Here is a 14,927-nt window from a genome sequence, read left to right on the forward strand (position 1 = left end):
ATTTTAAAGTGTTAGTATATTTTTTTGCAGATTAGGGATTGACAGCTTTTTTTCACTCGTTTCGCTGTAACAACTATTACAAAAGTGTTACAATAATGAGTGGTAATTGTAAAAGATTGAAAAGGATGAGAGGAGCTACATAAGTGGGAGAGAAACAGCATCAAGGTGCTGCCGAGCAAAAAAAAATCAAGCGCCGGAACGCCTGGAGAATTAATCTCTTTTTCTTCGCTGTATTTAGTTTATTTGCTGGACTTGTGATCAAGCTGGGTGTGCTGCAAATCGTCAATGGTGAAGATTATAAAAAGCAAGCCAACCGAACAGAGGTCAAAACAGCATCATACCCGTCTCCAAGAGGAAAAATGTATGACGCGAGAGGAAGAGTCGTCGTTGATAACGAAAGTGTACCTGCCATCGTTTATACATCAGAAAGCGGTGTGAAAGCGGAGGATAAGATTAAGGTAGCAAGAAAACTTGCGACTTATATAAAAATGGATACTGATTTTTTGAGAGAGCGTGACATTCGAGATTTTTGGCTGGCGAGCCATCCGAAAGAAGCGGATAAACTCATTTCAAAAGCGGAGAAAAAAGATATCGATGCAAAGGATGTCTATCCGCTTCAAGTAGAGCGTGTCCCAAAGAAAGAAGTCAAAGCGATCGAAAAGGATGCAGAGGAAAAAGCTGTTGCAGCGATCTACCGTAGATTTACAGGCGGTTATGCCTTTGAGCCCCAAATCGTGAAGGCAATGAACCCAAACGAAGAGAAAAAAGGGGACGAAAAAGTGGCTTTACTCGATGAAACGAAAGAATCAAAACAAACTTCATCCGTAAGCCTGACATATGAAGAAATTTCACTTGTCTCAGAGCATCTTGATGAACTGCCTGGTGTGAACGTCATCAACGACTGGACAAGAAAATATCCGTATGAAAAGACCCTTTATAATGTACTTGGCGGTGTGACTACACCAGAGCAAGGAATCATTAAAGAGCGTGAAGATTACTATATGGCAAGAGGCTACTCGCGAAATGACCGGGTAGGGAAGAGCTATTTAGAATATCAATACGAGGATTTTCTAAACCCAGAGAAAGCGACCGTTCAATATACACAGGTTGGCGGGAAGCTGCTCGATGAAATCAAGCGGACAGAAGGACGAAGAGGACTTGATCTTGCGCTGACATTTGATATGGAGCTGCAAAAGGAAGTCGACAAAATCGTTGAATCAGAGCTTAGATCTGCCAGCGCGAGAAACTATATGATGGATCGTGCCTTTGTCGTCATGATGGACCCTCACACAGGGGATGTTCTCGCGATGTCAGGCAAGAAAATGGACGGCAGAGACGTCACAGATTATGCAATCGGAACATTTACGACCCAGTACGAAATGGGCTCTGTTGTCAAAGGAGCCACTGTCCTCTCTGGTTATCAAGACGGAATGTCACACAACCAAGCCTATATGGATACACCGCTCTACTTTGCAGGAAGTAATGGAAAACCGAAGCGGTCTTACAAAGATCTTGGATGGGTTAACGACATTCAAGCACTCCAAAAAAGTTCCAACGTCTACATGTTCCAAGTAGCGATGAGAATGGCGGGCATCACCTATCAAAAGGATGGTCCGTTACCGGCAAGGCCTGAGCACTTACAAAAAATGAGAAACTACTATGCGCAATTCGGTCTTGGCGTGAAAACGGGGATCGATCTGCCGCAGGAATCAAGCGGGATGCAGACGCATCCTAAGACGGTCGGCGGACTCTTGCTTGATGAAGCAATTGGTCAGTACGACACGTATACACCGCTTCAAGTGGCGCAATACATGTCAACGATCGCCAATGGAGGCAGCCGTATTCAGCCAAGAGTAGTGAAAAGTGTTCATCTTCCAACGAAGAAGGATGAAGTAGGCCCAGTCGTAAAAAAATATGAGCCGAAGGTGCTGAATACGATTAACAACTCGAAAGCAGATATTGACCGCGTAAAAACGGGACTGAAAATGGTCACATCAACAGGCGGAACTGCCGCTGGCCGGTTTGGTCAGCATGATGTCGCGGGAAAAACAGGTACAGCGCAAACGTTCTACTATGGTGCCAACCGCAGCTGGTGGGGAAATTCAACGTACAACTTAACCTTTGGAGGATATTATCCTTCTTCTAATCCAAAGGTGGCGTTTAGTGTCGTGACACCTTATGTCTCAGATAAGGATCCTGTTATTAAAAACATCCCAAGTAAAATTGTGGATAAGTACGTTGAATTACAAAAGAAATATGAAAAACAATAAACCGCAGGGAGCACAGCAGCAGAAAGTGCTCCCTTTTTGCTGAAAATATGGACGTTTCCCTCGATGACAGAAGGAAAATACGGGTTTTCTAGCGAATCTTTTTTATACATCAATCTAAGGACAACCCTAAAAAATGAAAAGGAGGGTCGGACGACGATGGAACAACAAATGAAAGATTCGAATCAATTGTATTCGAACATCGATTTACATGCCGTTCTTTCTTCTAATGGCCGCTTTCTCTACATTTCTTCCAACTGTAAGCAGCTTTTGCTCTATGAACAAAAGGATTTACTAGGGTGTTTTTTGAAAGACTTTGTTCATACCGAAGATCAATTTCTCGTCGAAAGTTATTTTTACAATCAGCACATGCTAGAGGTTTGCCACTTTAGACTGCTAAGAAGTGATCTGACAGCTGTATGGATCGAAGCAAGCATTGATTTTGTTGCTTGTGATGGGTTAGACAACGAAGTAAGTAGAGAAATGATCCTGAAAATGAGGGTGCTGGATACTGAGCCCCAAAAAGCAGCATTTCAAACAACATCAAAAGTAGCAGAACAGTCGTTAGGCAGTCTGCCGGCTTTCCAAAATGTCGGTGAAGCTGAACAATTGATTGCCATGCTGCCAAACCCGTTATGTATTACGACTTTAGGGAAAATTGTGTATGCGAATGATGCGATGCTGCAATTAATGGGGGTAAGTGCAAGAGATGACATGATCGGCAAGTCCGCGTTTGATTTTATTGCTGAAGAGTACCATGATATTGTCAGAAGCCGAATAACAAGGCTGCAGCAAGGACTTCCAGTCGGAATGATTGAACAGATATGGAAGCGTCAAGATGGGAGCAGTATTCATATTGAGGTAAAGTCATCACCGACGATTTATCAAAATCAGCGGGCAGAGCTTTTACTGCTCGTGGACATCTCATCCCGTAAAAAATTTCAAACCGTTCTTCAAAAAAGCCGGGAGAGGTATCAGCTGCTCATTCAAAATTCCATTGATACGATTGCGGTCATCCATGATCACAAATGGGTGTTTATGAATGAATCTGGCATTAAATTATTTGAAGCAGAGCATTACGATAAATTAATAGGAAAGGATATCTTTCATCAAATTCATTCCTGTGATCAGCAAAAGGTCAAAAAGAGTTTATCACGTATTATTGAAAGAGCATCAGATTCTGAGATTGTCACAATGAGCTGTCATACGTTTAAACATAAGCTGATTTATACAGAAATGGTCTGTATCCCAACTACATTTTTTGGAGAAACAGCGGTTCAAATTATTTTAAGAGATATCTCCGAACGTAAGCAGACAGAAGAGCTCATGCTCCGCTCTGAAAAATTATCGATTGCAGGCCAATTGGCGGCTGGCATTGCACATGAAATCAGAAACCCATTGACCGCCATCAAAGGCTTTTTACAGCTCATTAAACCGAAAACAAAAGATCGCGATCAATACTTCGAGATTGTTTTCTCTGAGCTGAGCCGAATAGAAATTATCTTGAGTGAGCTGCTAATGCTGGCGAAACCGCAGCAAACGTCCTCAATGCAGACGCTTGATTTGAAAAAAATCATCAGCGAAGTCACAGCCTTGTTAGAAACACAAGCGAACTTAAATGGCATTTTAATGAACACAAGTGAGATAGAGGAAGGTCTCCTGATGAACGGGGATCAAAATCAGCTCAAGCAAGTGTTTATCAATTTAATCAAAAATGCCGTAGAATCCATGCCGGACGGAGGAAAGGTAGACATCACAGCCAAAGCAGAAGGTGATGGAATACTTGTCACCATTCGTGATGAAGGGGTTGGCATTCCTGAATCGGTAATGAAGCGGATTGGAGAGCCCTTTTTAACCACAAAGGAAAAAGGAACCGGACTTGGCCTCATGGTCACTTTTAATATTTTAGAAAATCATAACGGGACGATCCGTGTGGATAGTCAGCCTGAAAAGGGCACCGTATTTCACATCACGTTTCCTGCAAAATAAAAACAACGGCAAGAGAGCCGTTGTTTCAATCTAGCGAATGAAGGGAACGTTTTTCAAGTACAAATTGTTCTAGCCGGTCAAGTCCTTCTTTCAGCGTTTCAAGTGAATAAGCATAAGACAGGCGCACATACCCTTCGCCGAGTGGAGAGAAAGCAGAACCTGGTACGACCGCAAGTCTTGTACTTTCTAACAGCTCCATGCAAAAATCAAAGGAACTCATCCCAAACGATTCAATGGATGGAAAAATATAAAAAGCGCCAGAAGGTTTAATTACCGGAAGCCCCATAGAAATGAGCCGATCATATACATAATCGAGTCTTTTCTTATATTGCTCTCTCATGATCAGTGCATCATCCACACCATTTGTCACAGCTTCAAGTGCCGCCTTTTGTGAGACAGCCGAGGCACAAGACACGTTATATTGATGTACTTTTAATACATGTTTAGCAATTGGAGCTGAAGCAAATAAAAATCCAATTCTCCATCCAGTCATGCTATGAGATTTAGACAGTCCATTGATGACGATGGTCTGTTCTTTTAAGAAAGAGGCAATTGAATGATGCGGCCGGTCAAATGTCAGCTCGCTGTAGATTTCATCGGATAAAATAAAGATGTCTTTTCCTTCAAGGAGCTGGGCAATTTCTTTCAATTCTTCTTCTGAAAGCGTGACACCAGTCGGGTTTGAAGGGTAAGGAAGAACCACACACTTTGTCTTTTCCGTTAACGCATCCTCAATCAGCTTGGCATTCAATTTAAAGCCGGCATTCGTTGTGTCAATATGTACGGGCATGGCACCGCACATTCGAATGATCGGTTCATATCCGGGGTATACAGGTCCAGGTAAAATGACCTCATCGCCTTCTGTTAAAATGGTTCGAAACGCAGCATCAATTGCTTGACTTGCACCTGTCGTCACAATGATTTCTGACTCTGCATTATAATCAAGATTCACTTTCTTCTTGATATAATGCTGGATCGCTTGTCTTAGCTCTAGGAAACCAGCATTGTGAGTGTATGAGGTGAAATTCTCGTCAATGGCTGCTTTGGCAGCTGTTTTGACATGATGCGGCGTATAAAAATCGGGCTGGCCTATCGTCAATGAAACGACATCTTCATATGACGATACGAGATTTGAAAATGTTCGAATGCCTGAAATTTCAATATCCTTTACTCTTGGATTCAGCAAATGCTCCATTTCTCATCACCTTAAAAATTTATGTTTTTATCCTATTTTACCATTCACTGCATAAATGTCACCTGCGAAAGGCACTGGATATCGTTATATGTAGTCTATTCTCCTATCCATCACCGCATGAGTGATATATTGAAGAAAGAGCAACATTTATTATAGCGTAACCTCAAGAGAAAATACAGGCTGTGATGAAGATGATTAGAAAACGGCAAAACTGCGTAAACTGAAAGAACATGAGAATCAGGGTCATGGGAATGGCTTTCATAGACATACGATCTCCTAAAGGAGGACGATAGATGGAACAATCAGCGAAGACATCGAAAATCGCGTTCCTATCCGTGCTGAGCAACACATTTGTGGTCATCTTAAAAATCATTGTGGGTCTTTTAACCGGATCTGTTGCGGTTTTATCAGAAGCCATTCATTCGTTTCTCGATTTAATGGCGTCGTTTATTGCATTTATTTCTGTTCGTATTTCAAGAAAGCCAGCAGATTCTAAACATCCTTATGGACATGGAAAAGTCGAAAATATTTCTGGAACGATTGAGACCCTGCTGATTTTCGTTGCTGGCATTTGGATTATATACGAATGTGTTCACAAATTAATGCATCCAGAGCCAGTCAAGCTGCCTGTGCTTGGCATTGTGGTCATGCTGCTAGGCGCGCTCATCAATTTTGTTGTATCGAGGGTTGTGAACAAAGAGGCTGAGCGAGTACATTCAGTTGCCATGAAATCAAATGCATTGCATCTTTTAACGGATGTGTTTACGTCATTAGGGGTGGCATTTAGTTTATTGCTTGTGGCATTAACCGACTGGTATTTCCTAGATCCGATCATTGGAATGGTTCTGGCCCTCTTTATTATGCGTGAAGCGTTTAAACTCATGAAGGAAGCCTTCCCGCCGCTTGTTGATGCTCGGTTAACACCAGAGGAAGAACAATCAATCGAAGCGATCATTCAAGGATTTAGTCAAGAATTTATTGAATATCATGACTTTCGAACAAGGCGGTCTGGTGCCGAGGAATATATTGATTTTCATTTGATTGTAGATGGAAAGACAACGATTGAAGATGTGCACCAATTATGTGATCGAATTGAAGAGAAGATTCAGCTGGAATTTCCGCATGCACAAATCTTTATTCATGTGGAACCTGAAAGTGAAAGAAGCGCACAAACGTAAAAAAGGCGATCAACCTATTCTCAGGTTGTATCGCCTTTTTTTACGCTTCATCTATGAAATGAAATCAATATCCATAAGCAGTATCGTAGTCTTCATACCAAGAGATATAAGCTGTGTCATCATTTGACAAACCATGCTTCATATCTAAAAAATCAGCCTCGCAAATATCTTCAATTACAGTCATTTCGTTGTTCTTTAATAATACGACAGTTCCCATCATGAACACCTTTCTTTAAAAAATCCTTGACTATTGTACCATTTGAAGAATCATTGTCAACAGAAGAATGGAAACAAGACGAAAATATCACAAAATGTTAAAAAATCAGGAGGTAAAAGAACTAGAAGTGCCATGTTTTTCACAAATTTTCAGTATTTATTCACATAAATCGCTTAGATCAAACTGATCTAAAATGTATGTAAAAGTGTAAAGCTCCATTGATCTTGCTATATTCATAGGATATAATAACGAATGATTATAAGAAATTTATAGAAAACATACATAATAAAGGAGAAATAGGATGGAAACCAACATAACAGAACCACACATTCAAGAAAAGAAGCATCCTGAGCTAGCAGGTGTAGGCTATCGTTTTCTTGCACACCTTTTGGACGGTATCATTATCGGTGTACCAATTGCATTTATCATGTTTATTTTGGCGTCAGTCTTTTTTATCTCAAGTCCAGAGGCAGCAATGATGATGGATGACGACAGTTATTACTATTCTTCAACCGTCATAACGGATGAGGAGTGGGAAGCTATTATGGGACTGATCTTTTTCTATATAGGGGCAATCTTGATGGGTACCGTGGTGACATGGCTTTATTACGCCATCATGGAATCATCAAAATTGCAAGGAACACTTGGAAAGATGGCTCTCGGCATCAAAGTAACAAAAGTCACAGGCGAAAAGGTCACATTTGGCCGTGCAACTGGCCGCTTCTTTGCAAAAGGCTTTTTGTCTCCGATCTTATATATTGGCTATATCATTGCCTTTTTCACAGAGAAAAAACAAGCACTTCACGATTTGATTGCAAGTACCATTGTTGTGAAGAAATAATGAAAAAAGCACCTCTGCTATATGGTAAGAGGTGCTTTTTTTCATAGATCGCTCGTATGGAAGAGGGAAACAGCACATAAAATAGAATGATAGTGAAAAATGAGGCAGGGAAGGGAGACAATCGATTGAGAACAGGAAAAAAGACCGCACAGAAAAAAGGGGCAGGCTTTGGGCTGTTTTTGACAGCACCTGTGCTGGCCTGGGCGTTGTATGATTTTGCAAATACGATCTTTTCATCAAATATGATCACCATTTTCTTCCCATTTTACTTGCAGGAAACGATCGGGGACAGTGCGAGAATGGACCAGATCGCCAGCACCTTTATTTCTTATGCAAACGCACTAGCCAGCTTTTTTCTCGTCATTTTTACACCTTTATACGGAGTGCTGATTGATCGTACAGGGAACAAGAAACGCTACATTACGGTGTTTACGTTCATATGTATTGCTTGTACGCTTTTGATGGGGATTTTTGCTGGGATTGATTTCTCAAGTGAATGGTTTGGGCTGCCTGTTTCTTTATTAGTCGTGGTCACCTTGTTTGTGATCGCAAAGTTTTTTTATCATTCTAGTCTTGTTTTCTATGACACCATTTTGCCCGATCTTGGGACAAAGGAAGAAATCCCGCTTATTTCAGGATTTGGTATCGCCGTTGGCTATTTAGGAACACTTGTCGGCCTCTCTGTTTATTTACTTGTCGGCAATGACCAGTTTCATGAAGCATTTATTCCGACAGCTCTTTTATTCCTTCTCTTTTTTCTACCCTTTCTCTTTTTTGTAAAAGATCTTCATCCGCTGCCTCAGCGAGAGAAAAAGGCGTCTTTTTTCAGCGGGTATAAAGAGATTATTCACACGTTTAAAGAGATGAAAAAGTACAAGCCAGCTTTTATCTTTATGATTGCTTTCTTTTTTATGAATGATGCTTTACAAACAGCGATTGCGATGATGGCTGTTTATGCCAAAATCATCATTGGCTTTACCGCTGGGCAATTTATTTTGCTCTATCTTGTGTCGACCATTTCAAGTATCATTGGCTCCTTTCTGTTTGGATATATCACAAAAGCGATAGGGGCAAAGCGATCGATTACAGTCGTGTATGTCATTTTGATTGTGGCGCTCATTCTGGCTGTGACAGCGGCAACCGAATGGGTCTTCTGGATAGCGGGCAGTTTATTCGGGATTTCACTTGGCGCAAGCTGGGGGGCATCACGAATCTTGATTATTGAACTGACACCGAAGGAAAAAAGGGGACAGTTTTTTGGCCTCTTTGCATTCTCAGGGAAGGTATCTTCCATTATCGGGCCGATCATTTATGGCTCAGTTACCCTGCTGTTTGCAGAGCACGGAAATCTCGCAAGCCGCCTTGCACTAGGGTCTTTGCTCATCCTTGCAGCGATAGGACTTGTGATTCATCAATTCGTTCGAGAGAAAGCGTAAAGAAACGTCAACTTTTTACCTATGCTGCCGATATAAAAAGTACAATCTTATATTGAAGAATAGAGGGATTTCCGTGGCTTTAAACAAACAAGAAATTTTACTTGACTCTGGTACCAATGAATTGGAAATTGTGAAGTTTGAAATTGGTGCAAATCAATTTGGCATTAACGTCATGAAAGTAAGAGAAATCATTCAGCCGGTTGAGGTGACGGTTGTACCGCACTCTCACCAAGATGTAGAAGGGATGATTAGTTTACGAGGCGAGATTTTACCAGTCATCAATCTATTTTCCTTTTTTAATGTCGAGTCAGATCAGTCAGAACAAGAGAAATATATTGTGACTGAATTCAACCAACGGAAATTTGTGTTCCATACAGGAACGGTATCACAAATTCACCGCGTCAGCTGGGAAGAGATTGAGAAGCCGACTGCACTCAATCAAGGGATGGACCGTCATTTAACGGGCATCATTAAGCTTGATGAAAAAATGATTTTCCTTCCAGATTACGAAAAAATCATTTATGATATTGAATCCGCTTCTGGTGTTGATACGTATCATATGTTTGACGGTGAGAAAGACGAGAGAAGAACAGGGAAGAAACTGTATGTCGTTGAAGATTCTCCGCTTCTCATGCGTTTATTAACAAATGAATTAACCGAAGCAGGCTATAAAAACATTGTGACCTTTGAAGATGGCAAACAAGCATATGATCATGTCATGGACCTTGTCAGCAAAGGAATCAGTGTCACAGAAGAAATTGATATGATTATTACGGATATTGAAATGCCTAAAATGGATGGCCACCGGCTCACAAAACTGCTGAAGGACAATCCTTTAACAAATTCCATTCCGATTCTTATTTTCTCTTCGTTAATCACTGAAGATTTGCGTCATAAAGGGGAAACGATCGGGGCAGATGATCAAATCAGTAAACCAGAAATTCATCAGCTGATTGAAAAAGTCGATCATTTTATTATCTAAACGAAAAAACCACTCGGTATGAGTGGTTTTTTCTGTTTAAAAATAACTTTCCCCGAGTCGTTTGAAGACGGGCTTTGTGTAATGTGATTTTTGTTTTGTGGCGGCAGGTTTTTCTTTTAAACCGACATACGTTTGAAGTATTTGCTTTGCTCGGTTTAATGACATATTCGCTTTCGGATTGCGATATGATTGATTTAAATTTCCTAAGTGTGGCAAAAATTCGAAGTCTTCTTTCGTTGGTGGCAGGTGAAAATAATAATCTCCAATTTCAATCAGCACGTCGGACTGTTGTTGACTATACTTGGGATTGTTAGAGAAATGTAGGCCCACTTTTCTTCCTTTACCTTCTTGCAATAGTTTTTGCAGCGCGCGTTTTTTCAAAAGATAAAGAAACTTGGGGTTTGGTGCGGTTTTAGCATGGCGGTTAACAGTATAAATGGCTTTTGCGATGTTTTCTGCTGTAGGTTCTATGTCTTTAGTATGAGCATAATCGTCCATTTTTTCTCTCCTTTGTCTTTCGTCTTCCTGTGCTTAGTATAAATTATACGTTTTTATTAGTAAATTGCAAATAGGGTTATGGTTAAAAGTGATATATGTATTGGACTTGGTCGGCATTTTTTTTAAATTATGAACATGACTTTGATGTTTATTATAGAAACAAAATGGGATTAAATACGAAAAAATTATTTATAATATGAAAATTGAATAAATAATTTTGAAAACGTTTTTGTATATTGTAATTCAGAAAGAATTGTTGATCAAAATGTAATAATATTATATAATTTCTATATATTTTAAAAAAAGGGTGATTTTATGAAGTTAAGACTAGTAATATCGTTTGTATTTTTATGTGTATCAATCTTTTTTTCTATCGATGCATCAGCTGCTACTAGCAATTGGCAAACCCCTTATTTTGCTAAATCTACATGTAAGGTAAGAGTATGGACAGATGCTACCAATTATTCTAAAAAAGCTAAAACTGTTGATTTTACAATTGAACAAAATGGTAAATGTGGTGAACTAAGATATGATGCTCATTTGTCCCCAATCGGACTCTATACATATACCGCAAAATTTGAAAGAGGGAGTTTTAAATATAAAACCCCGCTGAAAAAATTAAGCTTAAATCTACCAGAATACAAACATAGAGGATATGAAGCTGTTGTACATGTCGATTTATCTAGTAAGAATGGTAAAGATCTAGGGTATGTACAATCTAAAACAATTAATATAAAAAAACGTTAGAAACCTCATAAAAGTTAATAACTTATATATATAATTCATTCTCCCTTTAATAGGGAGAATTTTTATTTTACAAATTAAAGTTAAATAGGTTTAGATGACTGCAGATTTATCATATGTAAGACAAACATAACATCATGTTTTATTTTGTATGAATAGAATAAGCGCAATAGAAACATCCATTAAAATCAGCTTCATTCGTCAATTGTTTGGCTTCTTCAATGGCGCTTTCACCATTCATATGCAGGCCAATCAACGTTCGGCTTGCAGCATCACCTAAAAATGCACAATCTTCTGTATGTACAACAAATTGTCCCTGTTGATCTTTTGTATGAATAAAATAGTAGCTTTTTAGCATTTCTTTCACCTCCAACCTAACTATCCTACTATAAAACTTCCAAATGTAAAGGGATTTTATTAAAAATGTTGTAATTTTATACACATTTTTGTTATATCAAAACCCAAAAAAAGGGATCAACATAACGAGAGATACTATATCGATGGAGGGTTTAGTGCTGCAAGATATGATAAAAATGAAAAAAAGACTTTCTTTATAAAGAAAGTCCTTTTGACTATTCATTTATTGAACTCCTTGACCCTTTAGTTCACGCTGCACGTCTAAGTCGGCAGCTTCTCTGCTGAACTTTGGCAGTGTAATGAAGTAAAAAAGGAAAACGAGTAAAATAATAAAGCCCATTCCGTAATAAATATAAGAAACATTTGTGATGAGTTTTGGAAATAATACAGCAATCAGACCTAATGTCATCGATTGAGCAAACATAGTAAGCGGATCAACCCATCCTGACACACGGCCCATCAGGCGAGGGTGGACGATTCTAGGCAGCCAGCCGCCAATGACAATGTTGACTGGGCCAATGCATGTACCAATGACAAATGATGTGACATAAAACAACCATAATGTATGGGTAGAACCAAGGACAAAAATCAAAATACCTGCGACCAGAATTGGAATCGACATGAGATATTGCATCTTTACCTTCTTAGCGAGGACAGAGCCCATTAAGCTTCCAACGAGCAATCCTGCACCGATCGCAATTGTAAAGAAGGATGTATGCAGCTCAAAATGGTCTGGTGAAAGTCCATATTTCATTGTAAACATCGGAAGAACGGCAAATGCGCCATTGACTAGACCGAAAACAAAAAAGCCAAAAATTAAAGAAGCCAATAATTTGTTTTTTAAAATATACAGTATGCCTTCTTTAAAATCTTTCAGAGACGTTTTAATGGTCATGCCTCTCCAGCCAGCTTGTCCATTTGGCTGACGCGCTTCAATTGGAATGTTACATGAACGAATCAGGATGCCTGAAATAATAAAGCTGACTAAATCAATTGTAATGGCACCGTGAAGACCAATCGTTTTATACATAATGGCACCGAGTCCAACGCCAAATACCATAAATAAACTAAACAGCATTTGATTTAAGCCAGCGGCTTTTGCATATTGATCTTTATTTAAAATGGCCTGAACGAGAGAAGCTTCAGCTGGATAGAAGAATTTCGTAATGGCACTTCGAATAAACAAGATCAAGAAAATAAGTGGCAGTGAATTAAAATAAATCACGATGAATAATACAATCGTCAGCCCAGCTCGTATCCAATCACAATTCTCTGCGACTTTTTTACGATCAAACCGGTCTGCGACCACACCGACCATAAAAAAGACAAAGACAGTAGGAAGAGAATACATAAGCTCAGCCAATGTGGCGTATGCGGGCTGATGACTAAAATGGTCGAGCAAATAAAAGGCAAACGCCATATTGCCTACTGTTGTCCCCATTTGCGAAGCAAGTGCCGCAAAAAAGAGACGAACAAAATTTCTGTTTTTAAAAATATCCATAAATACGCTCCTTAACCTGAAGATCCCACTTTATATCATATAAAATTTTAACCATTCGTACAATTGATTTCATCTACTGGCTAATGGTCACAGGTGTTCCGTTTGGAACGAGTGAAGCAAGCTCGATGACATTCTGATTATACATGCGAATGCATCCTCTAGAAACAGCTTTACCAATTGAAGACGGGTTATTCGTACCGTGAATGCCGTAATGAATTTTTGAGAGGCTCAGCCAATAAGCGCCAAAGGGACCTCCTGGGTTTGGCTGTCTGTTGACAATATAATAAGAACCTGTCGGTGTCATATTTAAAATTTTCCCTGTTGCAATCGGATACGAACGAATAAGCTGTGATCCAGAAAACAAAACAAGACGTTTCGTTGAAATCGAAACAAAGATGCGGTAAGGGATCGTATTAGGATCCGGCAAACCAGGAATAATGATGACCTCATTTTGTTCGGGCTCGCGAGCTTGAAGTGACGGATTTGCAGCCTTTAAGGCATCTGTTGTTGTTCGAAAATCAAGTGCTATAGAAGCAAGGGTTTCCCCGCTTTTCACCGTGTATCGAAGCACCAAAGCACACTCCTTTTACTCAAATAAAAGAAGCCATGATGCCGTCGCTTGACATACTATATGGACGGAATCAGGCCCCGTAAGGTTTCTCCTAACATTTGTCATGAGAAAGATCTTTGATTATACATATGCAGGAGAGGGCGGTTTGGCTTCTATTTATACGCGAGATGTCAAGGTAAAAAAGGTTAACTCGGGTTTGGCTAAAAACCGAAGCGGCAGCCGCGTTGTTCCAAGTCCACGGTTGACATAGATTCGGTGCTGATCACTGCCGTATAAACCTTCTACATATGTACGGCCGTAAGGTGCTGTGAGAATCGGTCCATAGAAAGGCAGCTGCACTTGACCGCCATGCGTATGCCCGGAAAGCTGCAAGTTAATAGATGTGGTTTTCAGCTCTAATGCGGCATCAGGCTCATGGACGAGCAGTAATGTAAATAAATCAGTTGATACTTCCCGTTTGATCAAATCGTAATCAGGCACGCTCATCATGAGATCATCCAGTGAAGCAATCTGAATATGCGCATGATCTTTTTCTAATAGAAACACATCATTTTTACATAAAGTAAATCCACAAGCCTCCATTGTTTTCTCATAGAGCTCCACGCCAAATGGTCCGTAGTCATGATTTCCGTAGATGGCAAGCTTACCGAACGGAGCATGAAGCTTATTCAAATAAGCCTTCGCTTTTTCATGCTCTTCAGAGGATGCTTGAAAATCAACGAGATCACCTGTGAACACAATGAGATCTGGACATGCAGCATTGATTTTCTGGACGATGGCTTCTAGATTCTTCGCAGCGAATGTATCACTCAAATGAACGTCACTAAATTGGGCTATTTTAAACTGGTCAAATGAAGCTGGAAGCTGAGCATCTTGAATGGTCAGTGACACGGTATCGATCATGCGCGGCTCAATGTACCTGGCATATCCATATCCACAACTTGTAGCCAAAAAACCGAGAATACTCGCACCAGCTGCTCCTTTTAAAAATTGTCTGCGGGAAAGCTGCTTCATATAAGACTCCTTTATAAATAAAATTAAGTATAGCATCATATTTGGATAATCTCCCATATGGTGCACCGAGGGTCAATCATGATATGATAGACAATAATGAATGAATAGTCATTCAAATGACACAGAGGGGGAGAACA

The 14,927-nt window shown here is 39.9% G+C and carries 14 protein-coding genes; 7 read left to right on the forward strand and 7 right to left on the reverse strand.

All coding sequences use genetic code 11. The features are described 5' to 3' along the window. Positions 1 to 143 precede the first annotated feature (143 nt). Together MHB66_RS06605 and MHB66_RS06610 are read left to right on the forward strand one after the other, a co-directional pair. Entirely contained in the window at positions 144 to 2,270 is a 2,127-nt protein-coding gene (locus MHB66_RS06605; RefSeq protein WP_046310786.1) for a penicillin-binding protein 2, read from the forward strand. A 156-nt stretch (positions 2,271 to 2,426) separates the two neighbouring features. After that, positions 2,427 to 4,256, forward strand: coding sequence for a PAS domain-containing sensor histidine kinase (locus MHB66_RS06610; RefSeq protein ID WP_065214310.1), 1,830 nt, complete (start codon positions 2,427 to 2,429; stop codon positions 4,254 to 4,256). Positions 4,257 to 4,281: 25 nt separating this feature from the next. On the opposite strand, the gene MHB66_RS06615 is transcribed toward MHB66_RS06610, so the two are convergent. Further along, on the reverse strand, positions 4,282 to 5,451 hold the full coding sequence (locus MHB66_RS06615; protein WP_046310791.1) for an aminotransferase A: 1,170 nt from the start codon (positions 5,449 to 5,451) through the stop codon (positions 4,282 to 4,284). A 293-nt stretch (positions 5,452 to 5,744) separates the two neighbouring features. Here MHB66_RS06615 and MHB66_RS06620 point away from each other — a divergent pair, with 293 nt between their 5' ends. After that, positions 5,745 to 6,629 carry a cation diffusion facilitator family transporter gene (locus tag MHB66_RS06620; protein WP_024424706.1) on the forward strand — a complete coding sequence of 295 codons (885 nt, stop codon included), beginning with the start codon at positions 5,745 to 5,747 and terminating at the stop codon, positions 6,627 to 6,629. A gap of 64 nt (positions 6,630 to 6,693) precedes the next feature. Here the strand turns inward: MHB66_RS06620 and MHB66_RS06625 are convergent, their stop codons facing one another. Next, entirely contained in the window at positions 6,694 to 6,846 is a 153-nt protein-coding gene (locus tag MHB66_RS06625) for a hypothetical protein (protein ID WP_162842519.1), read from the reverse strand. 301 nt (positions 6,847 to 7,147) lie between these two features. On the opposite strand from MHB66_RS06625, the gene MHB66_RS06630 reads away from it, so the two are divergent. From MHB66_RS06630 to MHB66_RS06640, 3 genes are all read left to right on the forward strand, one after another. Continuing rightward, the gene (locus tag MHB66_RS06630) at positions 7,148 to 7,687 is read left to right on the forward strand and encodes an RDD family protein (protein WP_024424707.1); all 540 of its coding nucleotides are present in this window, start codon (positions 7,148 to 7,150) and stop codon (positions 7,685 to 7,687) included. Between the two features lie 125 nt (positions 7,688 to 7,812). After that, entirely contained in the window at positions 7,813 to 9,123 is a 1,311-nt protein-coding gene (locus MHB66_RS06635) for an MFS transporter (RefSeq protein WP_046312211.1), read from the forward strand. Between the two features lie 73 nt (positions 9,124 to 9,196). Beyond that, positions 9,197 to 10,105, forward strand: a complete 909-nt coding sequence (locus tag MHB66_RS06640) for a chemotaxis protein (protein WP_024424709.1) — start codon at positions 9,197 to 9,199, stop codon at positions 10,103 to 10,105. A gap of 36 nt (positions 10,106 to 10,141) precedes the next feature. Here the strand turns inward: MHB66_RS06640 and MHB66_RS06645 are convergent, their stop codons facing one another. Further along, entirely contained in the window at positions 10,142 to 10,603 is a 462-nt protein-coding gene (locus MHB66_RS06645) for a YkyB family protein (RefSeq protein ID WP_008356877.1), read from the reverse strand. A gap of 315 nt (positions 10,604 to 10,918) precedes the next feature. Between MHB66_RS06645 and MHB66_RS06650 the strand changes: the two genes are divergently transcribed. Next, positions 10,919 to 11,350, forward strand: a complete 432-nt coding sequence (locus MHB66_RS06650) for a hypothetical protein (protein WP_046310795.1) — start codon at positions 10,919 to 10,921, stop codon at positions 11,348 to 11,350. A 139-nt stretch (positions 11,351 to 11,489) separates the two neighbouring features. Here MHB66_RS06650 and MHB66_RS06655 read toward each other — a convergent pair whose 3' ends face one another. The 4 genes from MHB66_RS06655 to MHB66_RS06670 all read right to left on the reverse strand — a co-directional run bounded on the left by MHB66_RS06655 (position 11,490) and on the right by MHB66_RS06670 (position 14,790). Continuing rightward, positions 11,490 to 11,705, reverse strand: a complete 216-nt coding sequence (locus MHB66_RS06655; protein WP_046310797.1) for a hypothetical protein — start codon at positions 11,703 to 11,705, stop codon at positions 11,490 to 11,492. Between the two features lie 222 nt (positions 11,706 to 11,927). Continuing rightward, a complete protein-coding gene (locus MHB66_RS06660) occupies positions 11,928 to 13,205 on the reverse strand; it encodes an MFS transporter (protein WP_024426859.1) in 1,278 nt (425 codons plus the stop codon). A 73-nt stretch (positions 13,206 to 13,278) separates the two neighbouring features. Next, the gene (locus tag MHB66_RS06665; RefSeq protein ID WP_034623332.1) at positions 13,279 to 13,776 is read right to left on the reverse strand and encodes a L,D-transpeptidase family protein; all 498 of its coding nucleotides are present in this window, start codon (positions 13,774 to 13,776) and stop codon (positions 13,279 to 13,281) included. Between the two features lie 156 nt (positions 13,777 to 13,932). Next, complete coding sequence (locus MHB66_RS06670) at positions 13,933 to 14,790, reverse strand: metallophosphoesterase (RefSeq protein WP_046310800.1); 858 nt, start codon at positions 14,788 to 14,790, stop codon at positions 13,933 to 13,935. Positions 14,791 to 14,927 lie beyond the last annotated feature (137 nt).

The sequence above is a fragment of the Bacillus sp. FSL L8-0167 genome (assembly GCF_038630295.1).
Classification (GTDB): domain Bacteria; phylum Bacillota; class Bacilli; order Bacillales; family Bacillaceae; genus Bacillus; species Bacillus safensis.

Excerpts from the sequence above, each read along its gene's own strand:
- MHB66_RS06610 (WP_065214310.1), top strand. The coding sequence starts at position 2,427 with ATGGAACAACAAATGAAAGATTCGAATCAATTGTATTCGAACATCGAT.
- MHB66_RS06615 (WP_046310791.1), bottom strand. The coding sequence starts at position 5,451 with ATGGAGCATTTGCTGAATCCAAGAGTAAAGGATATTGAAATTTCAGGC.
- MHB66_RS06620 (WP_024424706.1), top strand. The coding sequence starts at position 5,745 with ATGGAACAATCAGCGAAGACATCGAAAATCGCGTTCCTATCCGTGCTG.
- MHB66_RS06625 (WP_162842519.1), bottom strand. The coding sequence starts at position 6,846 with ATGGGAACTGTCGTATTATTAAAGAACAACGAAATGACTGTAATTGAA.
- MHB66_RS06630 (WP_024424707.1), top strand. The coding sequence starts at position 7,148 with ATGGAAACCAACATAACAGAACCACACATTCAAGAAAAGAAGCATCCT.
- MHB66_RS06645 (WP_008356877.1), bottom strand. The coding sequence starts at position 10,603 with ATGGACGATTATGCTCATACTAAAGACATAGAACCTACAGCAGAAAAC.
- MHB66_RS06650 (WP_046310795.1), top strand. The coding sequence starts at position 10,919 with ATGAAGTTAAGACTAGTAATATCGTTTGTATTTTTATGTGTATCAATC.
- MHB66_RS06655 (WP_046310797.1), bottom strand. The coding sequence starts at position 11,705 with ATGCTAAAAAGCTACTATTTTATTCATACAAAAGATCAACAGGGACAA.
- MHB66_RS06660 (WP_024426859.1), bottom strand. The coding sequence starts at position 13,205 with ATGGATATTTTTAAAAACAGAAATTTTGTTCGTCTCTTTTTTGCGGCA.
- MHB66_RS06670 (WP_046310800.1), bottom strand. The coding sequence starts at position 14,790 with ATGAAGCAGCTTTCCCGCAGACAATTTTTAAAAGGAGCAGCTGGTGCG.